This is a genomic window from Streptomyces sp. CA-106110, from assembly GCF_050936285.1.
GTDB lineage: Bacteria > Actinomycetota > Actinomycetes > Streptomycetales > Streptomycetaceae > Streptomyces.
On sequence record NZ_JBNJNB010000001.1, the window covers coordinates 6,614,214 to 6,640,430 of the forward strand.

A 26,217-nucleotide genomic window follows, 5' to 3' on the forward strand; every position below is an offset into this window, starting at 1 on the left:
ATGGTGGGTACATGGCATCGCTCAACGTCGGCAATCTCGGTGAGTACCTGCGCGAACAGCGGCGCAATGCGCAGCTGTCGCTCAGGCAGCTCGCCGACGCCGCCGGGGTGTCCAATCCGTATCTGAGCCAGATCGAACGCGGGCTGCGCAAGCCGAGCGCGGAGGTGCTGCAGCAGGTCGCCAAGGCGCTGCGGATCTCCGCCGAGACGCTGTACGTGCGGGCCGGCATTCTCGACGCCGAGCGGGACCGGGACGAGGTGGAGACACGTGCCGTCATCCTCGCCGATCCCACACTCAACGAGCGGCAGAAGCAGGTGCTTCTCCAGATCTACGAGTCCTTCCGCAAGGAGAACGGCTTCGAGACGGCCCGGGCGGACACGTCCGGCGAGGGCGGTCCGCAGGCCCAGGACACGGATGCAGCCCAGGACACCGCAGAGCCCGACCCCCATACGGCCGGCGACGGCGATGCCGGTCCGCTGCAGACCGCAGGCTGACCCGGAGATCGGATGACCGGGACGAGCGGAAAGCACCCAGCGGACCACCCAAAACCCTCAGCCGAAAGCCGAAGCGGGAGATCCATTTCCATGGCCATCACCAACGACCTGCGCAAGACCCTCAGTGACCCGACCCCGCTCTACTTCGCCGCGGGCACCGCGGACCTGGCCCTCCAGCAGGCCAGGAAGGTGCCCGCTCTGGTCGAGCAGCTGCGCACCGAGGCCCCTGCCCGTATCGAGGCCGTGCGCAACACCGACCGGAAGGTGGTCCAGGACAGGGCCACGGCCTTCTCCAAGGAGGCCGGTGCCCGTGTCAAGGAGACCCAGACGACCATCCAGTCGAAGGTCGGCCAGTTCCTCAACGGCCTGGACTCGGACATCAAGAAGTTCGGCAACAACCTCGACGCCGACCTGAAGAAGCTCGGCGAGACCGCCCAGGACTTCGCCCTGCGCGGCGTCGGCGTGGCCGCCGAGTACGCGGTCAAGGCCCGTGAGACCTACGAGAAGGTCGCCGAGCACGGCGAGCAGGCCGTGAAGACCTGGCGCGGCGAGGCGGCCGACGAGATCGAGGACCTGGCCGTCGCCGTCGAGGGCAAGCCCGAGCCCGTCGTGGTCAAGGACGAGCCCAAGCCGGCGGAGGCCGAGGCCAAGGCCGAGCCCACCGCCCTCAAGAAGCCGGTGGCGAAGAAGGCCCCGGCCCCCACCAAGAAGCCCGTGGCGAAGAAGACCACGCCGCCGGCCAAGTAAGCACCGGGTGTCGGACCACATGCGACGGGCCGGGCACTCCTGGAGTGTCCGGCCCGTTCTCATTGATACACGGCCGCAGGACATGGGTACGGTGGCCATACAAAGGACTCGACCCGGGTGGTGGGCATTGTGCTGATGACGGCATTCGGCGGCGTTCTGTCGCTGCTTTATCTCGCCATGCTGGTGCTCGCCGTGGTGGCACTGGTGATGGCGGTGCTGTACCGGGATGACGCCTACCGGGCGGCCAACAAGCAGAACAAGGGCTTCTGGCTGATCATCCTGGGTATCGCGGTCGCGGTGAACCTGTTGGTGCCGATGCTCTTCCTGCAGCTCGCGGGCCTGGTCGCCTCGATCGTCTTCTTCGTGGACGTGCGGCCCGCACTCAAGCAGGTCTCGGGCGGCGGCTGGGGCCGTCGCCGCCGCGGAAGCAGCAGCGACGGGCCCTACGGTCCGTACAACGGCGGACGGTGACCGACCGGGCCGCGGCACATGCGCCGACGGCCGACGGCCGCGGCAGGACGGCGGTGCGGGTCGGACCGCGGCTGTCGTGCCGCGGCCGGGTTATGGCGTGTCCTCGTCCTGCGGCGCGGCGTGCCCTCGCCCTACGGCGCGCGGCTGAGCAGGACGACGGCCACGTCGTCCGCGAGCTCCCCTCCGTTGAGGTCGCGGACCTCGTTGACCGTCGCGCGCAGCAGGTCCTCGCCGCCCAGGCCCTCGGCCAGCCGGCGACGGACCAGTTCCACCATGCCCTCCAGGCCGAGGCGCTCCCCGCCCTCGCCGACCCGGCCCTCGATCAGTCCATCGGTGTAGAGCATCAGACTCCAGGCGGGGCCGAGCTCCACCTGCATACGCGGCCAGCGGGCGCGCGGCAGCAGACCCAGCGCCGGGCCGTTGTTGTTGTACGGCAACAGTTCGGCCTGCCGGTCCGGGCGGGCGATCAGCGGGGACGGGTGACCGGCCAGGCACAGTCCGGCGCGGCGACCGTCGGGTGCGATGTCCACCGTGCACAGCGTCGCGAAGATCTCCTCGTTGTCGCGCTCGTGTTCCAGGACCTGCTGGAGCGTGGAGAGCAACTCGTCGCCGCACAGACCCGCCAGCGTCAGCGCGCGCCAGGCGATACGCAGCTCCACGCCGAGCGCCGCCTCGTCCGGGCCGTGCCCGCAGACATCGCCGATCATGGCGTGCACCGTGCCGTCCGGCGTACGGACCGTGTCGTAGAAGTCACCGCCGAGCAGTGCCCGGGAACGGCCGGGGCGGTAGCGGGCCGCGAAGCGCAGCGAGGAGCCGTCCAGCAGCGGGTTGGGCAGCAGGCCGCGCTCCAGACGGGCGTTCTCCTGGGCCCGCAGCCTGGACTCGGTCAGCCGCCGCTCGGCCGTCTCGGAGCGCTTCCGCTCGACCGCGTAGCGGATCGCGCGGCTCAGCAGCCGCCCGTCCAGTTCGTCGCGGAACAGATAGTCCTGGGCACCGACACGCACCGCCTCGGCACCGCGCTCGGCGTCGCAGGACGCGGTGAGGGCGAGGACCGCATGGCGAGGCGCGAGCTGCAGCACATGCCGCAGCACGGCCAACTCGTCGTCCTCCGCGGCCGCCCGGCCGGGAGCGGGCAGCGCGAGGTCCAGCAGGATGCACTGGACGTCATGGGTGAGCAGCCGCTCGGCCTCGGTGAGGTTGCGGGCGGTGCGCAGCCGTATGGGGCGGCCTGCCGAATCGAGCATCTCGGGCACGATCGGCGGGCCCGTCGGGTCGTCCTCGATCACCAGCAGGGTGAGCGTGTCGGACGGGGCCGTGCCACGGGGGGCCTGGCCCTGAGCGGCCTGGATCCCGGGCCGGGACTCGGCTTGAGCCTGACCACTCTCCGCGGCCGGCATCGCCCTCGGCCGCGGTACGGGTACGGGCATCGTGTCGGTTCCTTCCCTCCCCCCGAGGGCATGGTGGGGCGAGGGACCTCGACCCACCGACCGGGACCATAGCGGTAGCAGAGGGCGCAACGGAATGCCTTGGTGAGGGGCGCAAGGCAACCGGCCAGCGTCATATGCCGCATCCCCTACCGCAGTTGGACACGGTGGGCCCGGGACGGGGATGACGAATGTCACGTGGGGCCTGGGTTTGGGGGTCGCGTGGAGTGCGCGCGGTCACGTGGGGCGCGTCACGTGAGGCACGCCACTCGGCCGTTCGCTGAGGGGTAGGGCCCGTCCTCCCATGAGCCCGACGGGTGATCAACAGGCTCACGGGGGACGGCCCTACGCGTCCGGCCGTACGACCCCCAGAATCGGCATCGAGCCCGCGCCTGCGATCGTCACCGTCCGGCCCGGCCGGGGAGCGTGGATGATCGCGCCGTCGCCGACGTACATCGCCACATGGCTGGCGTCGTGGAAGTAGATGATCAGATCGCCGGGGCGCATGTCCTTGACGTCGACGTGCTGGAGATGTTTCCACTGCTCCTGCGAGGTGCGCGGAATGACCGTTCCGGCCGCGGCCCAGGCCTGGGAGGTCAGTCCCGAGCAGTCGTACGACTTCGGGCCCTCGGCTCCCCATACATAGGGCTTGCCGAGCTGATCGGCGGCGAACTTCACGGCCTTCCGGCCCTCCCCGGAGGCTTTGCCGCGGAGTTCCTTGAGTATCCCGGAGTCGAGCCAGGCCGTCTGCGCCTTGAGCGCGGCCTCGTCCTCGAGCTCCTGCAGCCGCTTCTGTTCCTGCTTCTTCAGCTGTGACTCGAGCTTCTCCGCCGCGGCGATCTGCTTCTCGATCTTCTTCTTGGCCTTGGCCTTGGCCTCGCGGTTGGCGTCGAGTTCCTGCCACCGGTCGGCGGCGTCGCGCGCGTACTGCTCCAAGTCGTGCTGGGTGCGCGTCATGTCGGCGAGCAGACCCTCGGTCGCGTGCTCGCCCTGGAGGGCTGTGCCGGCGCCGTCGAGGAACTGCTGCGGGTTGTCGCTCAGCCAGAGCCGGACTCCCGGCGGCAGGCCGCCTCCGCGGTACTGCGCGCGGGCCGCGGCTCCCGCGCGGTCCTTCAGATCGGCCAGCTTCTCCTGGCCCTTGACGATCTCCTGGGCCAACCGGACGATCTGCGCCGACTGGTTCTTGGTCCTCTCCTGGGCCGCGTTGTACGCGTCGGTGGCCACCGCTGCGTCGTGGTAGAGGTCGTCCAGCTTCTTGCGGACGGCTTCGAGGTCCTTGCCGGCAACGCGAGTTGAACCGCTGGACGGTGTAGATGCCGGAGTCGGCCGGCCGGGGCTGGCAAAAGCCCCTCCTGGTGTGCCCAGCACGGTGACCGCACAGACCAGAGCAATGGCCACCGTGGTCAGGGTCCGCTTCCCGGATCCCATACTTCTTCCTCACATCTGATTTACCGTCAGTAACTTACGGTCGCCCTGGGGGATCGTGGCACGCCGGCGTGCAAAGTGACAGAGGGCGGGGCCAAGCCGCGCAAAAACTCCCTCCCCTGCCGCACTTCGTACGACGATCACTCTCCCCCGTGCGCGCCCTCTTGCGGCGATCTCCCCGCGAATGTGACGAACGACTCAGGGAGATCGTTCCCCGCAGGTGGGACCGGGTTCAGCGGCGTGGCGCCAATGCTCCCCAGGCCACGGTGACTTCCCCCTGGCGCCAGCGCGCCGGGCCGTCCGTGACCGGCCAGTCCGCCGTCAGCCGGCGGACGGTGCGTATCCAGCGCTGGCGCGCGCCGTACGAGGCGTAGGGCGCTGCGGCGGCCCAGGCGCGGTCGAAGTCGCGCAGGAAGGTGTGCACCGGCTCGCCCGGGACATTGCGGTGGATGAGCGCCTTGGGGAGCCGTTCCGCCAGATCGGACGGACGCTCCAGGGATCCGAGCCGGGTGGCGAAGGTCACCGTGCGCGGACCCTCGGGGCCCAGGGCCACCCATACGTGGCGGCGGCCGATCTCGTCGCACGTGCCCTCGACGAGCAGCCCGCCGCGCGAACCGGACGCCGGGTCCGCGGGGGCGAGCCGGGCACGCAGCCGCTCCCAGACCGCGGCGACCTCGCCCTCCTCGTACTGCCGAAGGACGTTCGCGGCACGAATGAGGGACGGGCGGCCCGCTATGGGCACCTCGAAGCCGCCGTGCCGGAAGATCAGGCCCTCACGGGTGTACGGCTGCGCGGCCGCGACCCGGGCCGGTTCGATCTCGACGCCGACCACACGGGTGAGCGGTGCCGCCGTGCGCAGCCGCTGCAGTAGTTCCACCGCGGTCCAGGGCGCGGCCCCGTACCCGAGGTCGACGGCCACCGGGTGTGCCGTACGGCGAAGCTCCGCACCGTGGACCGCGGCGATCCAGCGGTCCATCCGGCGCAGGCGGTTCGGATTGGTGGTCCCGCGCGTCACCGTACCCACGGGGCGGGACGCGGCGCGGGTTGGCATGCGTACGAGAGTAAGCGGCCGGCCAGGGGGCGGGACCGGCCTGTGGACAACCCACCGCACCGGCCTGTGGACAACCGATCGGCGGGGAAGGCGCCGCCGTGCGCCGTCCGTCCCGCGGCGCGCCGCACGCCGAACGGCGTCGAACGGTTGAGCGATAGAGGGTAATGATTCGGCAAAGCCGCCGGAGAGGGAAATGGACTGCTTTCCTCCGGCGTTCGGATCACTTGAGAGGGCTTCTGCGCTCTCCCACCCGGCATGCCCGCGACAAGGAGGAACGCCACGTGAGCCAGTACGTGAGCAGGCTCGGGCGTCGCTCCCCGGCTGCCTCGCGGCTGCGGCTGCCGCACCGCAGGCCGCGTCGTGTCGCCATGCTGTCCGTGCACACCTCCCCGCTCCACCAGCCCGGCACGGGCGACGCCGGCGGCATGAACGTGTACATCGTGGAGCTGGCGCAGCGTCTCGCGGAGATCAACGTCGAGGTGGAGATCTTCACCCGGGCCACCACGGCCGCTCTTCCGCCCGCCGTGGAGCTCGCCCCCGGTGTCCTCGTCCGGCACGTGGACGCCGGACCGTACGAAGGGCTGGCCAAGGAGGACCTCCCCGCACAGCTGTGCGCCTTCACCCACGGTGTGATGCAGGCCTGGGCCGGTCACCGCCCCGGTTACTACGACCTCGTGCACTCCCACTACTGGCTCTCCGGCCATGTCGGCTGGCTCGCGGCCCAGCGCTGGGGCGTCCCTCTGGTGCACGCCATGCACACCATGGCCAAGGTCAAGAACGCCTCTCTCGCCGCGGGCGACACCCCCGAGCCCGCGGCCCGTGTCATCGGCGAGACCCAGATCGTGGGCGCCGCCGACCGGCTCATCGCCAACACCGCCGAAGAGGCCGGCGAGTTGGTACGGCACTACGCGGCGAACCCGGGCAAGGTCGCCGTCGTCCATCCGGGTGTGAACCTGGACCGCTTCCGGCCCGCCGACGGCCGTGCCGCCGCCCGGGCCCGGCTCGGGCTGCCGCAGGACGCGCTGATCCCCCTGTTCGCGGGGCGCATCCAGCCCCTCAAGGCCCCCGACGTGCTGCTGCGCGCCGTCGCCGTCCTGCTCGACGAACGCCCGGAGTTGCGCTCCCGCATCGTCGTGCCCGTGGTCGGCGGACCCAGCGGCAGCGGCCTCGCCAAACCGGAGGGTCTGCAGAAACTCGCCGCCCGGCTGGGTGTTGCCGACGTCGTGCGTTTCCGCCCGCCCGTCGAGCAGGACCAGCTCGCGGACTGGTTCCGCGCCGCTTCCGTGCTGGTCATGCCGTCGTACAGCGAGTCCTTCGGGCTCGTCGCCATCGAGGCGCAGGCGGCCGGTACTCCGGTGCTGGCGGCCGCGGTCGGCGGGCTGCCCGTGGCGGTGAAACACGGGCAGACGGGCGTCCTCGTCGACGGCCACGATCCCGCCGCCTACGCGCGCGTGCTGCGCGACTTCGCGGACGACCCGGGGCTGTGCGGCCGCATGGGCAGGGCCGCGGCGCGGCACGCCGAGTCGTTCGGCTGGGACACGGCCGCCTCTGCGACGGCCGGGGTGTACACGGCGGCCATGCAGGCGCACCGGCGCCGGGCGCGCGCGTACGGCGCCTGAGAGCCGTCGCGTACGCTGCCCGCATGTCTGACGAACAGCGGGCGGCACAGATCGTCGAAGGGGTTCTCAAGGACGCCGAGCTGGAGTGGGAGAGTCCGAAGACGGGTTCGTACGTCGTGAAGCTCCCCGGGACGCGCAAGCTGTCGACCACCCTCTCGCTGATCGTCGGCAGGCACTCCCTCTCGCTCAACGCCTTCGTGATCAGGCATCCCGACGAGAACGAGCCGGCCGTGCACCGCTGGCTGCTGGAGCGCAACCTCAAGCTGTACGGCGTCGCCTACGCCGTCGACCCGCTCGGCGACATCTATCTGACCGGCAGGCTGCCGCTGGCCGCGGTCACGGCGGACGAGGTGGACCGGCTGCTCGGCTCCGTCCTGGAGGCGGCCGACGGCAGCTTCAACACCCTACTCGAGCTCGGTTTCGCGTCCGCGATCCGCAAGGAGTATGCGTGGCGGGTCTCCCGCGGTGAGTCGACCCGCAACTTGGAAGCGTTCAGTCACCTGACCGAGCGGTCCGAGAGCTGACCTCCCGGTCCGTACCAGTCAATCGCTGCAGGACTCTTTTCCCGCCTATGGCCTGCGTGGCACGCTCACCGCCAACGCACCTCTGAACGTTGTTCACATCCATGGATATGTACGTCTCTGAGAGTCCTTGACGTCCTTGGAAGGCGGTTCGGGCATGGGCATGGGGCACGCGGACATCAGCAGAAGGGGCCTGCTCGGCAGCGCCATCGCCGTGGCGGCCGTCGCCGTGACCGGAACGCCGGCGGCGGCCGTCGCACCTGCCCGACCGAGGGGCGAGGTTCCCGCCCTGTGGCGGGAGTTCGTCCGCACGCCGTTCACCCACCCGCAGATTCCGTGCGTGGGCCGGGCCGGCTATCGCGCCGGAGCGACGCGTCTGCCCCGCCGTCCCGCGGTGGCCGACGTGACCGCCTACGGCGCCGTGGCGGACGGCACGACGGACTGCGCCCCCGCGATCAACCGTGCCATCGCCGCCGCCGGAAGGGCCGGTGGTGGCACGGTCATCATCCCGCCCGGCACCTACCGCATCGACGGCCTGATCCGCATCGGGTACGACGACGTCGTCCTGCGGGGCGCGGGCAGCGACCGTACGACGCTGTACGCCACGAAGAACCTCACCGAGCTCATCGGCGTCTATGGCTCCCGGTACGGCGGCGACAAGTCCTCCTGGTCCTGGACGGGAGGCCTCATCTGGCTGGCGCCGACGGCCCGTTGGGACTCCCTGATCGCGGCCGTCCAGGCCAAGGCGTGGCCTTTCGAGGGCTGGACGGGCAACAAGCGCGACGAGTGGGAGACGTTGACCGCGGTGTCCCCCGCCAAGCAGGGCTCCTGGTCGGTGACGGTCGCCGACGCAGGGCGGCTGAGGCCGGGTCAACTCGTCCTTCTGCGCCTGGCGGACGACGCCGGCCACACCCTCCTGGAGCACATGTCCGGCGGGGGCCCCGGCCCCGAGGCGTACTACTGGGACGACAAGACGAAGCTGACGTCGTACGTGCCCTATGAGTGGCCCGTGCGCATCGCGCGCGTGGCCGGCCGGAAGGTCACGTTCGAGCGACCCCTTCCGCTGGACGTGCGTCCGGAGTGGGACCCGCGTCTGACCACGCACGTGGGGGCCCTCACCGGTGCGGGCGTGGAGGGGCTGACCCTTCAGGCGGTCGAGACCCCGCAGTCCCCGCACCTGCTGGACAAGGGCTACAACGGCGTCGTGTTCCAGTGCACGTACGACTGCTGGGCGGACGACGTCGTCGTACGGCACGTCGACAACGGCTTCGGCCTGGTCTCCGCCTCCTCGTGCACCCTGCGCCGCACCCGCGTGGCCGGCCGGGGCTCGCACCACCCGTACTTCTGCCGGGAGGGCTCGCACGACAACCTGATCGAAGACTTCGCCATCGAGCAGCGCACCGTCCCGGCCCCGCCGAACACCCAGCTCCACGGCATCAATGTGGAGGGCCTGTCCTCCTACAACGTCTGGCCGCGCGGCGAGATGCAGATGGGCACCTTCGACTCGCACCGGGGGCTGCCGTTCGCGAACGTCCGCACGGACATCACGGTGAACAACAACGGCCGCCACGGTGGGGACGCCTCCGCCGGCCCGCTGTTCGGTGCCCGCTTCACCCACTGGAACGTCCGTGTGACCAACGGCCGGGCGGGCCTGATGAGGATCGACCAACTGGCGCCCTACTCCGCCACCGTCGGTCTGAACGAGGTCACGGAGTTCGACCAGATCGATGTGCCCGACTTCACCGGCGATCTGCACTCCCGCCTGGAGCTGTACGGCACGACCGACGTCGTACGGCCGCGGAACCTGTACGAAGCCCAGCGGGAGTTGTAGCCCGTCGCTTGGCCCCGTCACTTGTCCGGCGGGCAGAAACGGCTGATCAGAAGGGCCAGCCGGCGGTTGTGCTGCTCGCGGCGCAGCCGACCGCTGCGCATCAGCGTGAGCAGGCCGTGCAGAGCGGCCCACACGGTCTCGGTGAGCTCCCCCGGGTCCTCGTCGGTGGCGAGCGGGTTGACGGCCAGGCGCAGTTCGCCGAAGGCGGCGTGCAGCGGGGCGGGTGCCTCGGGGGTCGCGAACGGCAGATCCACGGTGAGCGTGAACATCACGTCGTACAGTGCCGGGCGCCGCTCGCAGAAGCCGGCGTAGGCCCGGCCCACCGCGCCGAGCGCGTCGCGCGGTGAGGGCGCCGAGGTGCGTGCCGCGTACAGCTCGCCCGCCAGTTCCTCCAAGCCCTGCACGGCGACGGCGGCCATGATCGCCTCCTTGCCCTTGAAGTGGCTGTAGAGGACGGACTGGCTGTACTCGATCCCGTCGGCGAGCCGCCGTGTGGTCACCGCGTCCCAGCCCTCGGCCTCCGCGAGTTCCCGCGCGGCCGTGACGATGAGCTGCTCGCGTTCCGCTCGTTCGCGCTCGCGGCGTGTCTGGATCGACATGTTTGGGATTCTAGCACTGCTAGACTTCCTGTCGACGCTCTGCTAACTTAGCTTCAATACCTAGCAGCGCTAGCAAGGAGTCCGACGTGCTCACCACCACCGCCTACGGCCTTGCCCTTCTGCTCGACCTGTTCGTTCTCGTGATCGGCGCCCGCTTCCTGCTCCAGCCCCGGGCGGCCGCCACCGGCTACGGCGTCCCCGCCAAGCCCGCCGGCGACGCCGCCTACCTGGAGATCAAGGGCCTGCGCGACGCCGCCACCGGCATACTGGGCCTCGCTCTGCTGGCGTTCGCCGGAGTGCGCGTCGAGGCTTGGTTCATGGTGGCCGCCGCGCTGGTGCCGCTCGGCGACACGCTGATCGTGCTGCGCCACGGCGGTACGCGTGCCGCCGCCTTCGGCATCCACTTCGCCACGGCGGTGGTCGTGCTCGCGGCCGCAGCGCTGCTCTTCCTCGCCTGACCCGCCGACGCGCCTACCGAGGAGTTCTGAAATGTCGCTGTTCGTGCCGCACTTCGACTCGTCCGTGATCGTCCGCTCCGCCGACGCCGAGGTCGTCGGCCGTGCCCCCACGACCGTGCGGCTGCTGGCCGACAGCAGCGCGACCGGCGGTGCGCTCTCCACGCAACGCGTCACCCTCAACGGGGGCGCGGACGGGGCGCGGCCCCACTACCACGCCGGCTCGGCCGAGATGTTCTACATGCTCGACGGCACGGCCCAACTGCTGTCCGGCGACCGGGTCGTCACGGCGGAGCAGGGCGACCTGGCCGTCGTGCCGCCGGGCATGCCGCACGCCTTCGCCGCCGCCCCGGGACAGGACGCCGACATCCTGATCGTCATCACCCCGGGCATCGAACGCTTCGAGTACTTCCGCCACTTGGCGCGCGTCGGCCTCGGGAAGGTACCGCCGGAGACGCTGCTGGAGGTGCAGGAGCTGTACGACAACCATTTCCTGACGAGCGAGGTGTGGGACGGGCGTTAGCCCGGGCCCGGTGCGGGGGCACCCCAGGACGGGGTGCCCCCGTCAGGCCGCTCCGGCCTCCGCCTCGGCCACCGCCATGGCCGGGCCCGTTGCGGTCCCCTCGGCCGGGAGGCGGCGCATCAGTGCTCCGTACCCGGCCGCGGCGCCCGTGCCGACCACCGCGCACAGCCCCCACAGCCATGCCGCGCCGAGCCGGTCGATGACGAAGCCGGACATCACCGGGGCGACCAGGCCGGCCACCGACCAGGACATGGTGTACATGCCCTGGTAGCGGCCGCGTCCGTGCACCGGGGAGAGACGGACGACGAGACCGGTCTGGGTCGGCGCGTTCACGATCTCGGCAAGCGTCCACACGCAGACCGTGAGCGCGAAGATCCCGACCGAGCCGGCGAAGGCCGTCAGCCCGAACCCGTATCCAGCCAGCAGGGACGAGAACACCAGCAGCCGGCGCGGGTCGCGCTTCTGGATGACACGCGTGACGGGGATCTGCAGCGCGACGATCAGTACGCCGTTGACGGCGATCGCCATGCCGTAGTCAGCGGGCGTGAACCCCGCCTTGCCCATCGCCACGGGCAGGCCCACGGACCCCTGCTGGAAGACCAGCGCGACGAGGAAGGACAGGCCGACCACGCTCATGTAGCGGCCGTCGCGCAGCACGGTGCCGAGTCCCACCTCCTCGACTGCCTCCTTGCCGATCCGGGTGGGCCGTGATTCCGGCAGCTTGGCGAACACCACGATCGCGCAGACCATCGTCATCCCCGCCTCGATCAGGAACCCCGCCAGGTAGCTGAACTCGGCGATGAAGCCCGCCGCCGCCGAGGAGATGGCGAAACCGAGGTTGATGGCCCAGTAGTTGAGGGAGAAGGCGCGGACCCGGTCCTCGGGCCGGACGATGTCGGCCATCATCGCCTGCACGGCGGGCCGGGAGGCGTTGCTCGCCATTCCGACCAGGAAGGCGACGGCGGCGATCGCGACCGGATCACGCATGAAGCCGAGCACGGCGACGGAGACGGCCGTCGACGACTGGGCGACGAGAAGGGTCGGCCGGCGCCCCAGCCGGTCGGCCATCACGCCCGAGCCGATGGAGGAGATGACTCCGCCCAGTCCGTACAGCGAGGCGACGAGGCCGGCGTACGACGCGGAGTAGCCGCGGCCCAGTGTCAGATAGAGCGCCATGAAGGTGGCGACGAAGGCACCCAGCCGGTTGACGAGTGTGCTGGTCCACAGCCACCAGAACTCACGGGGGAGCCCCGAGACGGTCTCGCGGGCGGCACGTCTGAGGGCGGCGAGTGGCATTGGCGGGTCCCCACGTATGTAAGCGGCTCGGGCGGCAAGCACAACTTACGATCGAGCGGTCGGGACCGGCCACTCAATTAACAGAAGCCGTCAACCGGTGGGCGTCCGAGGGGGTGGCGGTCCGCCAGGCGGGCGCGGGCGCGAGTGCGCGGAGGCTTCGATTACGCTCGGGGCCATGGCCGACGCACCGTACAAGCTGATCCTCCTCCGCCACGGCGAGAGCGAGTGGAACGCGAAGAACCTGTTCACCGGCTGGGTGGACGTCAACCTGAACGAGAAGGGCGAGAAGGAGGCGGTCCGCGGCGGTGAGCTGCTCAAGGACGCCGGCCTGCTGCCCGACGTGGTCCACACCTCCGTCCAGAAGCGCGCGATCCGCACCGCGCAGCTCGCGCTGGAGGCGGCCGACCGGCACTGGATCCCGGTTCACCGCTCCTGGCGCCTGAACGAGCGGCACTACGGTGCCCTGCAGGGCAAGGACAAGGCGCAGACCCTCGAGGAGTTCGGCGAGGAGCAGTTCATGCTGTGGCGCCGCTCCTACGACGTCCCGCCGCCGCCGCTCGACGACGACTCGGAGTTCTCCCAGGCGAACGACGCGCGCTACGCGCTCCTGCCGCCGGAGCTGCGCCCGCGGACGGAGTGCCTGAAGGACGTCGTCTTCCGCATGCTGCCGTACTGGTACGACGGCATCGTCCCGGACCTCGCCTCGGGCCGCACGGTCCTGATCGCGGCCCATGGCAACAGCCTGCGCGCCCTCGTCAAGCACCTCGACGGCGTCTCGGACGCGGACATCGCCGGCCTGAACATCCCGACGGGCATCCCGCTCTTCTATGAACTCGACGCCGACTTCAAGCCGGTCACCCCGGGCGGCCGGTACCTCGACCCGGAGGCAGCCGCGGCGGCCATCGAGGCGGTCAAGAACCAGGGCAAGAAGAAGTAAACGGTACTGATCAGGCCCCCTACCTGCGGGTTCTCCGCTGGTAGGGGGCCTGATGCTTCGGCACAAGCGCTTGTACCCGAGAGGGACGCCTCCCGCCTGAGCAGGTGGCGTCCCTCAGGAAGATCGGCTTGTTGGAGAGACTGACGAGTGAGAGGCGACGCGCTCAGATCAGGTGCCCGGTGCGCCGATGGACTTGCGCGCGACCGTACTCGGCTTCGGCGAGTACGGATGCCATCAGCTCGGCGTCGAGGCTGGATGCGTCGGCCAGGCGACTGGCTGCGCCGTGGGCGTTGAGCAGGAGTTTGTTGATCCGAAGCGCGGAGGGGGAGCGGCGCAGGATGGGCTTGGCCCAGGCTGTCACCGCGGCGTCGAGGTCGTGTTCGGGTACGACGTTCTGCAGGATGGAAAGGCTCAGGGCCTCGTGGGCGGTGAAGGCGCGGCTGGTGAGGATGAGCTCCCGGACGCGTGCGGCGCCGACTTCGTTGAGGAGGCGGGGGAGAAGGCCTCCCCAGGCGGTGGGGAGGCCGAGGGCGAGTTCGGGGAGCCGGAAGGTGGCGGTATCAGCCCCGACGCGCAGATCGCAGGCAGGGCCAGGGCGAGGCCGGCGCCGATGGCTTTGCCCTGGATGCGTGCGATGGTGACGGCTGGGCTGGTGGAGAGGGCAGCGCCTGACGCGGCTGTACGCCCTGGACGACGGGCAGCACGTCGGTCATCTTCAGGCCTGCTACACGATGCTGCGGCGGGCACAGCTGGACGCGTGGGGCGATCCGCTGACCAGCGTGCTGGGAGAGATCAACAGCGGTGGCGACGTCGACGGCGGTGGCGACGTCGACCTTGTGGACCGCCTCCGCCGCGTTCTGCAGGTCTTCTGCCTGCCGTCTCCGCCGCAGTTGCTCCCCGGCATCCGCCGGGCAATGCTCGAGGGACCGGAGACGACTCTCACGCTCAATGCTGAGCAGGAGCGCGCGTATCGGGACCACTGCGAGAAGGTCGTCCAGATCCTCAGCGCCGGCGACAGGTTCACCTACGTCACGCACCGCGCCCTGTACGCCATGTGAAAGCCGGGCGCTGCCGCCTGTCTTGCAGCAGCGCCGGCAAAGAGTCCGCCCGAGCTAGGCGGGTGCCAGCTCGGCAGCGGGGGCCGGAGCGCGCAGCATCGGATGCTCGCCCATGAATCCGTCCAGGACAGCGAAGCCCTCGGTCAGCTGCAGGCTGTACGGCACGAGCGCCTCGATCGCGGCCTCTTCCACGTCCGGCAGCTGCTGCACGTGGTCGGCGGTGAGACGGCCAGCGGCAAGCAAGTCCCCGCTGTGGGCCTTCACCTGGCGCAACGCGAACAGGGCGTGCAGGTGCCCGAGAACCGCCCGGGTCTTCGGGCCGGACGCCCGTCCGGCGGCGTCCAGCAGGGCCTGCGCCGCAAGGCGGTACACGTGCGATTCAACCAGGTTCAGCGCGGGCGTGACAGTCCCGTTCCAACGCGCGAGGGGATCGCCGCGGCGTCCTGTGCGCAGTCGGCTGCGGGCCCGACCGTGCCAGATCCGTCCGACATCCGCCAGCAGGTCCTGGAGGTAGGCGGGGTCGTCCAGAGTGCGGCGGTTCGGCGGCAACTCGGACAGCGGTGCCGGGGTGAACCCGCCCAGAAGCATCTCGCCCGCGGCCTTGACCCAGATCACGCGGTTGTCGCCCTCCGCCGTGATCGTCCCCTCGTTCGCAGCCAGCTGGCCGGCGATGCCATTCGAGAGCAGCAGGCCCTGCGCGCCGCACCGCTCCCGGCACTCCGTCATCACAGCCCTCGCCTGCCAGGTGACCCACGCCTTGGCCACGGCCGCCAGGCGCTCGGTCTCCTCCTGCTCAGCCCCCGCCCCGCCTGTCCACTGCCTTACGACGTCGCGGTGCAGCAACGTCGCGGCGTAGGTGGTGGCGACAGCCGCCAGAAGGGGAGCGTGGTGACTGCGGTGCTCGATCAGCGAGACCTTGCGACCCGTCGTCATCCCTGAGGTGAGCCGCCGGTGGGAGTGCTGCATCGCGACGGCCAGAGCGTGCCGGGTTACGCCGAGGCTGTAGGCGGTCATGCAGAGCTTGCCCGCATGGACGCGGCGCACAGACTGCAGGAAACGCTTGCGCGGATTGCCCAGCGAGCTGGTGAACCTGCCGTCACGGGACAGGCGGCCGTGCTCGCCCTGCAACAGCGCTTCGAACGGCAGCCGCACCTGGTGGAAGTACGTGGCGCAGTGGTCGACAGGAGCGCTCGCCGTCTGCGGGAGGGGCCGTACCTCCACGCCCGGATAGTGGAGGCCCGTACTGTCCGTCAGAGGAGTAAGGAAGAGGAACACACCGTGGTCGACGTCGTCCACCACCAGGCGCGCCGCCACGACGGCGTTCTTGGCCCCCCCGGTCGAGGACGTGTTCGGCATCCACTTGCAGGCACCAGGCGTCGGCGTGTGGAGGACGAAACCGCTCGTTGCACGGTCGAACGTCGCGGTTGTCTCCAGCGACGCGGCGTCGTTGCCGTGGTCCAGTTCGGTGCAGAGAAACGTGCCGATGCGGTCCATGCGGGCGTACGAGGACAGATCCCGTCCTTTGACGTCATGGTCCACCAGGCTGCCGATGTGGAGGTTCCAGTGGATGCTCGCGATGGTTGCCATGCCGGCGTCCACGACACCAGCCCATTCGTGCATCGCGGTGAGGGATTCGATGTCCGTGGCCAGGCCGACCGGGTCGGGAACAGTCTCGTTGATCAAGTTCAGTCGCTCGTAGGAGAGCGCCGTGCGCTCCTGTGGGCTCAGGCCCTCCTGGAAGGCGAACCGGGTTCCGTTGAACAGGCGCCTCCAGGGCTCGTGGATCTGCTCTGCGTGAGGCCCGAATAGGGTGCGGGCGAAATCCGCTGATATCCCCTGTATGTGGGGGAGTTGAGAAGCAGTCACGGCTTCGAACGGTAGCTTGAATTGATCACTCTTCACAGCGTGAGGATCACCACGATTGGCTGCGGCAGAGTGGTGGCAGATACCCCCGTCGCCGGGCAGCAACACTGCCCGCTCAGGCTGCGGTGGTAGTCCAGCACGCCCCGCCGCAACACGTGGCCGAAGCCTGCTGACCTCAGACGGCCGAGCCGGGCCTCGTCCAGGCCGACTTCGTGGCCGTGTCGGCGAGGTGCCAGTCGTGTGCGGCGAGGCGGGTGCACTCGCCTGCGCTATACGCGGAAGATGTCGAGGAAGGTGCTCCAAAATCCCTTCTTCGCCGGTTTAGTCTCCTGCTGGACGAACGGGGCGGCGGGGACAAGGGTCGGTTCCGCCGTGGTCCGCGGAGCCTGTGCGGGGCTGTGGAGTGCGGCCACCCGGGTTCCCGGGGTCGGCGTGAACCGGACCGGCAACGTGGCCAGGGCCCGGTGGAACGGGCCGGGTCGCCACTGCAGCTCTTCCGCCGGCACATCGAGAGTCAGGTCGGGCAGCGCGTTGAGGACAGCCTCGATCCCGGTCAGTGCGATCACCGTCGCCGGGCTCTTCGCCGGGCACGAGTGCGGGCCTGCGCCCCACGCGAGGTGAGCCCCCTTGCTGAGTGACTGGCGGGCTGCCCCGAGGGCCGGGTCGTTGTTCGCGCCCCCGAAGCTGATGACCAGGGGTGTGTTGGCCTCGACGCGGACGCCGCCGAGGTCGACGTCACGCACCGGGTAGTGCGTGGCGTAGTTGGCGATGGGCGGGTTGTGCCACAGGACGTGGTCGAGTGCCTCCTCGGGCAGCATGCCCGCGCCCCGGCTCGAGGAGCCGCGGGACAGCAGCAGGAGCAGGGCGTTGCCGATCAGGTTCCGCTCGGGTTCGATGCCAGCGCCCATGAGCACGACCAGTTGGTCCTTGAGTTCCTCGTCGGCCAGGCCGGCGGGATGCTGGATGAGCCAGGAGGTGACATCGTCGCCGGGGTCACGCCGCTTGAGTTTGATCAGTTCCATGAGGCAGGCCGTTATTTCATCACTGGCCTTCAGTGCGTCCCTGCCGTCGAACATGGCCGACATTGCGCTGGTGAGCCTGTCTCCGATTCCGGCAGGGCAGCCGAAGAGCCGGTTGAACAGCAGAAGCGGCAGCAGTTTGGCGTAGTCGTTGAGAAGGTCGGCTCGCCCGCGTTCGCTGAACTGGTCGATCAGGAAGGCAGCAATGGGTTCGACGTCTCGGCGGATCCGCCCGACGTTGAGCCGGGCGAGACTGTCCGTGACTGCCTTACGAAACCGCAGGTGAACGGCGCCGTCGGTGAACAAGGTGTTGGGACGGTACGCCATCATCGGCAGCACCGGGTTGTCCAATGCTATGAGGCCCTCGTTGAGGGCCTTCCAGCGCCGAGGGTCTCGGACGAAGTCCGTGGGGTTCTGCAGCACGCTCCGAGCTGCCTGGTAGTCGACGACAAGAGTGGCCTCGACGCCCGGGGCGAGCTCGACCGGAGCCGCGGGCCCGGCGGCACGCATCTTGTCGTAAGCGCCGTGCGGATCGGCGGCGAACTCCGGCGTGTACATGGGGCACCGTGCGGGGGCGCCCGGCGCGGCTTGTTGCTGAAAGTCCATGAGATCGGGTCCTTTGTGGTCCCGGCATCCTTGCGGTCCGGGCGGGTGGAGAGGCTGGGGGCGGCCAGGTGGATCAGGCCGTACGCGCAAGGAGATGCTGCACGAGAGTGATCAGCGCGTTGGCTGACGACTCACGGTGCCGGGCGTCGCAGTACGAGACGGGGGTGTCGGGGAGCAGGTCAAGCGCCTCGCGGATCTCGGCCTCGTCGTACTGGACGTCCGGCGTGAAGGAGTTGACCGCGATGGAGTACTCGAGGCCGTACTTCTCGACAAGCTCGATCACCGGGAAGGAGTCGGCCAGCCGCACGGGGTCGACAAGGATCACCGCCCCCAGCGCACCGCGGGCCATGTCCTCCCACAGCTGGATGAACCGCTGCTGACCGGGCGTCCCGAAGAGATACAGCACGACCTCGTTGCCGAGGGTGAGCCGTCCGAAGTCCAGGGCGACCGTGGTCGTCACCTTGTCGGGCGCACCGCGCAGGTCATCCACGTGGGCGGATGCCTGGGTCATCCGCTCCTCGGTGCGCAGCGGGGCGATCTCGGACAGCGAGCCGATGAACGTGGTCTTGCCCACGGCAAAGTGCCCCACCACGAGGATCTTGGCGGCGGTCGTCACCGCGCCCGAGACGTACCGGGGCTCAGGCATAGAGGGCTTGGAGTCCATGCAACACCTTCTCGATCACGGCTCTCTCTTCAGTCTTGGCACGGGGTGGCGCAGAACGACGCAGCAGGTGACCTTGCTCCGCTAAATCCGTCAGGAGCAAACGGGCGACACCCACCGGCAGCCCCAGGTGCGCAGCCACTTCCGCCACGGCCAGGTAGCCCCCCGAGCACAGTTCCCAGATGGCGCGTGCTTCCGGGCTGGCGCCCAAGGGCAGTTGCCGATCAGGCGCCAGCGTGACAAGCGTGTGCAGCGAAAGATCATCGGCCGAGGGCAGGCGCCGACCGCCCGTGATGACGTAGGAACGGACGAGTTCGCTGGAGACCGGAGCATCCTCGCCGTGCTCGCTCATGCCTCAGCACCAGCGCTCTGACGCGGTTCGGTACTCAATGCTTGCCCGAGAGCCGCTACCTGCTGCTGCATGCGGATCGACATGACCTCCATGTCGACGTCCAAGTCCGCGGAGACTGCCATGTAGGCCCCGCTGCCTGCTGCAATCAGGAAGATCCAGCCGCCGTCGTACTCCATCAAAGTCTGCTTCCAGACCCCCTTGCCGGCTGCTACGAAGCCGGCGACAGCGCGGCTGAGCGACTGCATCGAACTCATCGCGGCGGCGTTGGTCTCCGCCTCATCCCGGGGGATCTCGCTGGAGCGTTCCAGGAGCAGGCCGTCAGCGGAGACAAGAATCGCATGGCGGGCACCACGCACGGTCAGTACGTCATTCAGCACCCACGACAGATCGCGCTTCACTGGTCTTGAGTTCCTTCCGTGATAGTCATGTCCCGCCCGCGGACGGTCCCGCGTGCAAAGGCGCCAAGGCGCGCCGCGGTCACCTCACTGTCGTGCTCCAGTTCCGGCTCGTCTGCCGTCGATGCGGCCGGCGGCACCACTGCGACCGCCCGTTGACGCTTGGGCAGACCGCCCGCCGTCCTCCCGACGATCGCCACCGGGGCCGTGACGGGGCCGCCACGCGGTGAAGGCTCTGCTATTTCGGCGGACGGGGTGGTTTCGGCTTCAGGTTCGGGGACATCGTGGGTCAAGAGACTCTCCGGCAGGAGGATGACCGCGCGGACGCCGCCGTACGGCGAAACGGAATCGACGGAGACCTTGAAGCCATACCGGGCAGCGAGTACACCGCTGACAGCGAAACCGACGCGCGGCGGGCTACCGAGGCTGGTGATCGAGACGGGGCCCTGCGTGTTGAGCAGTGCGGCAGCGCGCTCCTTCTCTTCCTGGGCGATGCCGAGACCGGCGTCGTCGATGATCAGACACACACCCGTCGGCACAGCCTGGATGTTGATCTCGACGGGCGTGCCGGGCGCCGAGTAGTTGGTGGCGTTGTCGAGGAGCTCGGCCAGGACGACCGCGACCGGCTCCACGGCAGTACTGGAAACCGCGACGTTGACCTGACTGTGGATCCGCACTCGGTCGAAATGCTTGATGCGCCCCTGGGCGCTGCGCGCCACGTCAAGGACGGGAGCCGCGCTCTCGCGGCGCCCGAGCCAGCCGCCGCACAGGGCCGCGATGCCCTGGGCTCGTCGGCCGAACTGGCTGTTGGTGTGGTCGATCGTCATGAAGTCGACGAGGATCTCGGGATCGTTGCCGTACTTCAGCCGGGCCAGATCGCTGATGGAGCGCTGCTGTTCATCGGCGAGGACCTGGATGTCGCGCATCCACGCCCGGAGGACGGCCTTCGTCTCCTCCTCGGCGTCACTGCGGACCTGCGCCAGGGAGCGCTCTTGCTCGGTATGAAGGGCAGCGTTCGCGTGGTGCAGCCTTTGGAGCTCTGAGCCGAGTCTGCTCGCGTTTGTATGAAGATCCGCGCTCTGCTTCCGGAGAGCCATGTTGGTTCTCCGGGCGAGCATCACTGCGGTGACCGCAGCGATCAGCACTGCTAGCGAGATCCACAGTAGTGGATCCTTCATCAATGACGTCATGAAACTCTCTTCAAGTCGCATCGCGGGGGTATGTGCGGGCCGCGCGGAGGTGGCCGAAGTCGCGGGCCTCGCACCGCGCTGCGGGCTCATTCGCGGACCAACGGCTACTCCTTCGCGCTGGGCAAGGACTATCCCCCGTGACGCGTGCATGACGCGGCGTCAGCGTACCGAAAGCCCGATGATCTTATCAGTGAGGTGTGTGTTAAACCCCGTTCCGCTGCGCCTACTTGACACCATGGTGAACAGGGGTATGACGCAGCCAGACGGAGACCTGTGAGTGTGGTGACACACCCATCGGGCCGCTCGGAGAGCAGAGCTACTTGGAGGGCGAGTGGCGCCGGTAGCCTGCCGGGGTGACCTGACCGACGGCCTCGTTTCGGGCGCGCGGCCTGGCCCGGAGGGCGTCACACGGCGAACGCCACTTAGGTGCCGAGGGTGAGGGTCTCTGCCTGTGCTCCCACACCGCGGAGGGCTGCGACGGCTGCCGCGGCGTCTTCCTTGGGTACGCCGTCGAGAATCACGGTGGGAACCTGTGTTGCCAGAACCCTGCTGCGCCAGAGGCTCAGCCCCGTCAGACGGCGCACGACCTGAGCGACATCCAGCAAGCGGACGCCCGGATCAGTGAGCACTACGTCGTGGGGTACGTCGTCGCACACCAGCAAGTAGTACTCGTCGGCCATTGCCCTCCCCACCCCTCTCTGGTTCGGAGCGTACGAGTCCTCAACCGTCATGTCGCGTCGGTTTGGTGGCGTCGAAGGCGGCGGCAACGGCTTGACGCAGTCCGTTCCCATTGACCGGATTCGTCCGCCCTGGCACCATCCACTCAACTGGGCAGTGCGCAGGGGGAAACGGGGCATGGCCGGGCAAGCGGTCGAGGACATCGAGAGATACTGCCGGTACTGCGAACAGCGGGTCCCGCCGGTGAAGCACCTCAAGGTCTGCCATTACTTCCGCGCGCTGGCGATCGCGGAGTTGGCGGCGGTGGTCGTCGCAGTCGTGGCGCAGTACTACCCGCTCCCCGTGGACCGGAGAACGGCGAGCCCCATCGTCGAGGGGTTCGTTTTCGACATGGTCGAGAAGATCTTTCTCTTCGTGATTTGGCCTGCGGTCATCAAGCCGGCTTGGGTCGGCCTGCTGGCTGCCGTTGCCGTTGTGTTCCTGCTGGGAATCGCGTCGCTCGGTGCGGGCGAGCCGGAAGTGACGTGTCCGATCTGCCAGCTCAGTCTCGAAGCGGATTAGTACTCCGGCAGCACTTTTCTCTTACCCGGCCGGGACCGTGCCCGTTGCGTGGGTTCCGGCAGGACGCCGATGGCCCAGGGTGTTTCGGCTAGGAGCCGGCGACCGGCGACTGCAGGGCGTCGGCGTGGATCACCGTCCACGTGACCCGGCCGCCCACGGCCCCAGAGGGGTCCTGAACACCTTGCTGGTACTGCCGCGGCCTCGCACAGTGCCGTGTCGTGTTCGATGCGGCTGCCCGCCCCGGACACCGGAGGCTCCGGGGCGGGCAGCCCATGGGTGAGCGGGGATCAGCCGACCGACGCCGGCTTGGTCACCGTCAGGGTGATCGAGCCGGTGTGACCGCCGGACTTCACGGAGATCTCCACCGTGCCCGGGCCATGGGCCCAGACCTCGCCGGTGGCCGCGTCGACGGTGGCCACATCCGGGTCGGAGGTGCTCCACACGTGCGAGGCCGGGTCGGCGATCGGCACGTGGAGCGCCGCCAGGTCGTCACCGGTCGGGGTGGTACCGGTGGCCGTGAGCTGCACCTTCTGGTGCTGCTCGATCGTCGTAGCCGGGCTGGCCACGTCGATGCCGGTCAGCGTCGGCTCCACCGAGAACTGGACCTGGCCGTCGGGCAGCACGTGGAAGAGGGCGTAGTTGTAGAACCCGCCTTCCTCCACGGGCGCGTAGGCGGGCATGCCCGCATCGGCGATGACGAAGTTCGGCACGCCGTTCGGGTCGTCCTGGCCCAGGCCGTTGAGCACGTTCTCGGCGAACCCGCGGGCGTGGCCGTACAGCATGAGGACGTGCACGTCCGGGTGGCTGTCCTGGTACTTGTTGACCAGCGCCTCGTACATCTGCGCTTCCCACCGGTCGGAGAACTGGCTGTTCTTCACCGCGTGCGGGTCGTACGCCGGCATGTGGGTCACCACGAACAGCACCGGCGAGGTGTTGGCGCTGAGCTGGTCGGCCAGCCACTGGAACTGCGGCGGGTCGTTGGCCGGGATCTGGTACGGATCGGAGGCAAGGATGCCGCCGTGCGCGTTGTCAGTGACGACGACGTTCGCCGCGCCCTGGGTGTACGCGTAGTGCGTCGCCCCGAACAGGCTGGTCCAGTTCTTGTTCTCCGGGTCGCCACCCTGCGTGATCTCGTGGTTGCCGACCATCTCGTGGTACGGCACGCCCGCGTCGAGCAGGGACTTCATGTACGACAGGTACGGCATGGTGCCGTTGTCGCTCATGTCGCCCAGGGCCTGCAGCGACAGCGGCCCGGTCAGGTCCTGCGGCAGCGCCTTCAGCTCGTCCTCGTCCTGCTTGAGGACCACGCTTCCGGTGGAGCCCGGGTCGTCAGCCTTGGTGTGCGCGTCGTCCAGCGCGGCGATCGTGGTGCCGTCGGAGCCGAACGACGACTTGTCCTCGGTGAACTGGAGCCACTTCGGGTTCTGCGGGATGGGCACGTACGTCGGCTTGGCCGGCGGACGCGGCGAGTAGAGCGCCTGCAGGTCGCTCATGTACAGATCGCCCGAGAGCTGCTTGGACGGGCTGATGACCAGGAAGTCCACGAAGCCCAGGGTCAGCGGGAACTGCAGCCCGGCGGGCAGGTCGGCGACGATGAGTCGCCAGCCGTCGTGGGTCACGGTGGACGGGTAGAAGGTGACGGACTGGCCGTTGACCTGGCTGTAGGACTCGGCCAGGGTCAGGTTGCCCGTGCCCAGCGGGGTGTCGTCACCACCGGTGCCGGTGCCCTTGACCCAGATACCGACAGCCTGGGGCTGCTGGGTCTCGTCCGCGGGCGGGAAGGACTGTTTGACCTTCGGGGACACCACGATCTGCTTCACGCCGTTGCCGGCCGGGATGCTGTAGTGCACGTCCATCGAGCCGGCGTCCGAGGGCTGCGCCTTCTCGGTCGTCGACAGGGACAGGCTGGCCGTGGCGCTGTGCGGGGTGAGCGACCAGTTGTCGACGTCGGTCATCGGGGCGATCAGCTCGGAGCGCTCGCCGACGGCGACGGAGGCGGACACCGTGGCGCCGCCGGCGCTCGCGGTGACGGTCGCCAGACCGTTGCCGTCGCTCGCCGCGGTGAACACGCCGGTGGCCGGGTCGACGGTGCCCAGGTCGGACGGGGTGACCGTCCACTTCAGCGAGCTCGGCAGCAGCGCGACCGGCTGGTCCTTGTGATCGGTGACGCCGCTGACGGTGAACTGCTGGGTCGCGCCGTTGGTCAGGTTGGGAGTCGCCGGGTCCATCGTGAGGGACGCGAGCTTGTCCGTCACCACCAGGTCGACACTGCCCTTGGCCCGGCCGGCGGAGAAGCGGATCTTGCCGTGCCCGGTCTGGTCCGAAGCGGTGATCGTCTCACCGTCGGGGCCGGCCTGCAGGGACGCCAGGTCCGACGGGGCGACCGACAACTGCACCTTGTCGGATGCCCGGTTGTGCCGCTCGTCCAGGGCGTAGGCGTCCAGCGGCAGCGTGGTGCCGGGGAGCATGGCGAGCGGTGCGCCGCCGTTGACCACGGCCTGGACCGCGGGCTGCGGCTTGGTCTCGGTGGTGTAGAAGAACAAGCCGTTGGCGACCGGACGCTCCTGGCCGTCCGAGGGCACATTGGCCACGGAGGTCTGCTGCTGACCGGGCCGGCGCACGACCATTTCGCTCGAGCCGCCGGTGTCGAACAGCAGCGCGTTGTACGCGCCGTGCTCCATCATCCAGCCGGCCATCTGGGGTCGGGTCAGGCCCTCGGCGGTGTCCTCGGGCTTGTGGCCGTCGAAGACCGCGACGACGGCGCGCTTGCCGTCCTGGGTGACGCCGAGCGCGGTGACCGGGTCGTTGATGTTGTTCTCGCCGGTGCCCTGCAGCGGTACGGCCCGCTGACCGTTCTGGACCAGGACGGCGCCGCCGGACAGCGCCTGCTGCGGCGCGTTGTCCGGGCTGATCTTCTCGGAGACCGAGACGTGGTCACCGACGTGCACGTTCGCGGTCAGCCACTGGCCCGCGGTGCTGTTGGCGACCAGGTCCTCGGTGCCGGCCGGCAGCGCCGGGATGGACTTGACGTTCTGCGAGACCTGGTCGATCACGAGCACGCCGTTGTCGGACGGGTCGCGGTGCCCGGTAACCACCACGGAAGCCGCGATGGTCCCGGTGGCCCCGAGGTCGGGGGTGAGCCGCACCAGCTTGTGGGAGGCGATGTCCTCGACGGTGTTGACCGAGTTGAGTACGTGGCTTACCGAGCCGTCGGTGAGGGTGCCGGAGTAGGACTCCTTGCCGATGCCGATCGAGCCGTCGGTCCGGACCACCAGGTTCTGGTTCCAGCTCGGGCTGGGGCTCTTCACCAGCCGGCCGTCGATGACCACCATGCCCTGGGGGCGGCCGGTGTCGTGGATGTTGAAGAAGTCACCGTTGATGCCCGCGACCGCGCCCGTGCGGTTCGCCATCGAGGTGACGATCTCGCTGTTCGGATCGGTGAGCTTGTCGTGGGACTCGACGACGCCCATCCGCAGGTTCTCGTCGGTGAGGTCGACGTCGAGCTCGGTGGCGTGCTGGGTGCCGCCCACGGTCTGGTACGTGTCGGTGTGGTAGTCGATACCACGGGTGATCGTCTCGTCCGGGGTCCGGCTCTCGTTGACCACGAGCGGCCACTGGTCGGGCGACTTGGGCAGCCAGGACGTGCCGTCCGCGCCGGCGGCACCGGGGTCGGGCGTGACCGGCTGCGAGTCCGCGGCCGCGTTGCCCGCGACGACCAGGCCGCCGCCCAGCAGGGCGGCGGCCGCCGCGAGCGACACGGCGGTCGTGCCGCGCCTTCTTCTGCGAGGCGGGTTCGGACCGCCTGCACTTGTTTCTGACAACGTTGTCTCCATGACATCAAACGAGCGCCGCGCCGAACGAGGTCGGGCCGGCGTGCGGGGGAGATGTAGCCGAGGGGAGAGCCTCGTTGATCTCTGTGGCGGCCCAATGAAACTTCTCCGACGAGATGAGAAACAGCTATGCCCGGCCGGCGGGGTGCGGGTAGCGAGTGCGCGGCGCGCGCCGACGGGGATCAGAGTGTCGTGAAGGGGACGTCGCTCAAGATGAGCCAGACCACGGTCCCCCCCAAGCGTCAGGGTCGCCGGCCCGCCAAGGGCCCCACCGTGGCCCTCACCGGTGTCCCGCTGTCCGGTATGGCCTTGAAACGGCCGATCTCTGTAGAGCTACGGATCGGAAGGTGCCCGTGCCCCATCCGTGCCCGATCGCACGGGGAACCGCGGGGACCTGCGGTCTCGAGCGGGCGCCGCACAGCGCAACGGCCCCTGACTGATTCGCCGTGCTCGCGCGCGGCGGCATGCTCGCGGCCCTTGCCCGGGGGATCCCGGGCCGCCTCGGTGACGGTCTTCCCGGAGGAGCGCGCGAGCGTGACCGCGTCCCATTCGAATTGCTCCGTGTACCGCTTGCCGTGGTTTCTCTTGCTTCCCACCCGGCGCTATTTCCT

The 26,217-nt window shown here is 69.3% G+C and carries 24 protein-coding genes and 1 pseudogene; 11 read left to right on the forward strand and 14 right to left on the reverse strand.

From position 1 onward, the window contains the following. Positions 1-11 precede the first annotated feature (11 nt). The 3 genes from ACQEXA_RS30480 (at position 12) to ACQEXA_RS30490 (ending at position 1,712) form a co-directional block, all read left to right on the forward strand. Entirely contained in the window at positions 12-494 is a 483-nt protein-coding gene (locus ACQEXA_RS30480) for a helix-turn-helix domain-containing protein (RefSeq protein ID WP_432929553.1), read from the forward strand. Between the two features lie 90 nt (positions 495-584). Continuing rightward, positions 585-1,241, forward strand: a complete 657-nt coding sequence (locus tag ACQEXA_RS30485; protein WP_432929552.1) for a hypothetical protein — start codon at positions 585-587, stop codon at positions 1,239-1,241. 135 nt (positions 1,242-1,376) lie between these two features. Beyond that, positions 1,377-1,712: a DUF2516 family protein gene (locus ACQEXA_RS30490; RefSeq protein ID WP_432939301.1), complete on the forward strand. Its 336-nt coding sequence runs from the start codon at positions 1,377-1,379 to the stop codon at positions 1,710-1,712. A gap of 131 nt (positions 1,713-1,843) precedes the next feature. On the opposite strand, the gene ACQEXA_RS30495 is transcribed toward ACQEXA_RS30490, so the two are convergent. From ACQEXA_RS30495 to ACQEXA_RS30505, 3 genes are all read right to left on the reverse strand, one after another. Further along, positions 1,844-3,139, reverse strand: coding sequence for a PP2C family protein-serine/threonine phosphatase (locus ACQEXA_RS30495; protein ID WP_432929551.1), 1,296 nt, complete (start codon positions 3,137-3,139; stop codon positions 1,844-1,846). A 342-nt stretch (positions 3,140-3,481) separates the two neighbouring features. Next, complete coding sequence (locus tag ACQEXA_RS30500; RefSeq protein WP_432929550.1) at positions 3,482-4,564, reverse strand: NlpC/P60 family protein; 1,083 nt, start codon at positions 4,562-4,564, stop codon at positions 3,482-3,484. A 229-nt stretch (positions 4,565-4,793) separates the two neighbouring features. Further along, positions 4,794-5,612 (reverse strand): class I SAM-dependent methyltransferase, encoded by an 819-nt coding sequence (locus ACQEXA_RS30505; protein WP_432929548.1) that lies wholly within the window; start codon positions 5,610-5,612, stop codon positions 4,794-4,796. 281 nt (positions 5,613-5,893) lie between these two features. On the opposite strand from ACQEXA_RS30505, the gene mshA reads away from it, so the two are divergent. The 3 genes from mshA (at position 5,894) to ACQEXA_RS30520 (ending at position 9,583) form a co-directional block, all read left to right on the forward strand. Beyond that, complete coding sequence (gene mshA, locus ACQEXA_RS30510; protein ID WP_432929546.1) at positions 5,894-7,231, forward strand: D-inositol-3-phosphate glycosyltransferase; 1,338 nt, start codon at positions 5,894-5,896, stop codon at positions 7,229-7,231. Between the two features lie 23 nt (positions 7,232-7,254). Beyond that, the gene (locus ACQEXA_RS30515; protein ID WP_359405989.1) at positions 7,255-7,755 is read left to right on the forward strand and encodes a YbjN domain-containing protein; all 501 of its coding nucleotides are present in this window, start codon (positions 7,255-7,257) and stop codon (positions 7,753-7,755) included. A 160-nt stretch (positions 7,756-7,915) separates the two neighbouring features. Beyond that, on the forward strand, positions 7,916-9,583 hold the full coding sequence (locus ACQEXA_RS30520) for a glycosyl hydrolase family 28-related protein (protein ID WP_433134655.1): 1,668 nt from the start codon (positions 7,916-7,918) through the stop codon (positions 9,581-9,583). A gap of 17 nt (positions 9,584-9,600) precedes the next feature. Here ACQEXA_RS30520 and ACQEXA_RS30525 read toward each other — a convergent pair whose 3' ends face one another. Then, positions 9,601-10,182, reverse strand: a complete 582-nt coding sequence (locus ACQEXA_RS30525) for a TetR/AcrR family transcriptional regulator (RefSeq protein ID WP_432929544.1) — start codon at positions 10,180-10,182, stop codon at positions 9,601-9,603. 86 nt (positions 10,183-10,268) lie between these two features. On the opposite strand from ACQEXA_RS30525, the gene ACQEXA_RS30530 reads away from it, so the two are divergent. Together ACQEXA_RS30530 and ACQEXA_RS30535 are read left to right on the forward strand one after the other, a co-directional pair. Continuing rightward, complete coding sequence (locus ACQEXA_RS30530) at positions 10,269-10,640, forward strand: DUF4267 domain-containing protein (RefSeq protein WP_432929542.1); 372 nt, start codon at positions 10,269-10,271, stop codon at positions 10,638-10,640. Positions 10,641-10,671: 31 nt separating this feature from the next. After that, positions 10,672-11,160 (forward strand): cupin domain-containing protein, encoded by a 489-nt coding sequence (locus ACQEXA_RS30535; protein WP_432929540.1) that lies wholly within the window; start codon positions 10,672-10,674, stop codon positions 11,158-11,160. A gap of 42 nt (positions 11,161-11,202) precedes the next feature. On the opposite strand, the gene ACQEXA_RS30540 is transcribed toward ACQEXA_RS30535, so the two are convergent. Further along, entirely contained in the window at positions 11,203-12,456 is a 1,254-nt protein-coding gene (locus ACQEXA_RS30540) for an MDR family MFS transporter (RefSeq protein ID WP_432929538.1), read from the reverse strand. 175 nt (positions 12,457-12,631) lie between these two features. Here ACQEXA_RS30540 and ACQEXA_RS30545 point away from each other — a divergent pair, with 175 nt between their 5' ends. After that, the gene (locus ACQEXA_RS30545) at positions 12,632-13,393 is read left to right on the forward strand and encodes a phosphoglyceromutase (protein ID WP_432929536.1); all 762 of its coding nucleotides are present in this window, start codon (positions 12,632-12,634) and stop codon (positions 13,391-13,393) included. 163 nt (positions 13,394-13,556) lie between these two features. Here the strand turns inward: ACQEXA_RS30545 and ACQEXA_RS30550 are convergent. Beyond that, positions 13,557-14,056 (reverse strand): annotated as a pseudogene (locus ACQEXA_RS30550) (enoyl-CoA hydratase/isomerase family protein); the annotation flags it as partial. Between the two features lie 68 nt (positions 14,057-14,124). Between ACQEXA_RS30550 and ACQEXA_RS30555 the strand changes: the two are divergent. After that, complete coding sequence (locus tag ACQEXA_RS30555; protein ID WP_432929534.1) at positions 14,125-14,451, forward strand: hypothetical protein; 327 nt, start codon at positions 14,125-14,127, stop codon at positions 14,449-14,451. A 54-nt stretch (positions 14,452-14,505) separates the two neighbouring features. On the opposite strand, the gene ACQEXA_RS30560 is transcribed toward ACQEXA_RS30555, so the two are convergent. The 7 genes from ACQEXA_RS30560 to ACQEXA_RS30590 form a co-directional block, all read right to left on the reverse strand. Further along, complete coding sequence (locus ACQEXA_RS30560) at positions 14,506-16,317, reverse strand: acyl-CoA dehydrogenase family protein (RefSeq protein WP_432929531.1); 1,812 nt, start codon at positions 16,315-16,317, stop codon at positions 14,506-14,508. Between the two features lie 266 nt (positions 16,318-16,583). After that, a complete protein-coding gene (locus ACQEXA_RS30565; protein WP_432929529.1) occupies positions 16,584-17,939 on the reverse strand; it encodes a cytochrome P450 in 1,356 nt (451 codons plus the stop codon). A 73-nt stretch (positions 17,940-18,012) separates the two neighbouring features. Continuing rightward, complete coding sequence (locus ACQEXA_RS30570; protein WP_359405101.1) at positions 18,013-18,603, reverse strand: GTP-binding protein; 591 nt, start codon at positions 18,601-18,603, stop codon at positions 18,013-18,015. Beyond that, positions 18,578-18,952, reverse strand: a complete 375-nt coding sequence (locus tag ACQEXA_RS30575; RefSeq protein WP_359405098.1) for a DUF742 domain-containing protein — start codon at positions 18,950-18,952, stop codon at positions 18,578-18,580. Before ACQEXA_RS30575 ends, ACQEXA_RS30570 begins: the two co-directional genes overlap by 26 nt. Beyond that, complete coding sequence (locus tag ACQEXA_RS30580; protein ID WP_432929527.1) at positions 18,949-19,350, reverse strand: roadblock/LC7 domain-containing protein; 402 nt, start codon at positions 19,348-19,350, stop codon at positions 18,949-18,951. The genes ACQEXA_RS30575 and ACQEXA_RS30580 overlap by 4 nt, the downstream gene beginning before the upstream one ends. Continuing rightward, on the reverse strand, positions 19,347-20,537 hold the full coding sequence (locus tag ACQEXA_RS30585) for an ATP-binding protein (RefSeq protein WP_432929525.1): 1,191 nt from the start codon (positions 20,535-20,537) through the stop codon (positions 19,347-19,349). The genes ACQEXA_RS30580 and ACQEXA_RS30585 overlap by 4 nt, the downstream gene beginning before the upstream one ends. 422 nt (positions 20,538-20,959) lie before the next feature. Then, positions 20,960-21,217, reverse strand: coding sequence for a ribosomal protein L7/L12 (locus tag ACQEXA_RS30590; protein WP_432939296.1), 258 nt, complete (start codon positions 21,215-21,217; stop codon positions 20,960-20,962). Between the two features lie 175 nt (positions 21,218-21,392). Between ACQEXA_RS30590 and ACQEXA_RS30595 the strand changes: the two genes are divergently transcribed. Next, entirely contained in the window at positions 21,393-21,776 is a 384-nt protein-coding gene (locus tag ACQEXA_RS30595) for a hypothetical protein (protein WP_433131659.1), read from the forward strand. A gap of 287 nt (positions 21,777-22,063) precedes the next feature. Here the strand turns inward: ACQEXA_RS30595 and ACQEXA_RS30600 are convergent, their stop codons facing one another. Beyond that, the gene (locus ACQEXA_RS30600) at positions 22,064-25,534 is read right to left on the reverse strand and encodes a phosphodiester glycosidase family protein (RefSeq protein ID WP_432929521.1); all 3,471 of its coding nucleotides are present in this window, start codon (positions 25,532-25,534) and stop codon (positions 22,064-22,066) included. Positions 25,535-26,217 lie beyond the last annotated feature (683 nt).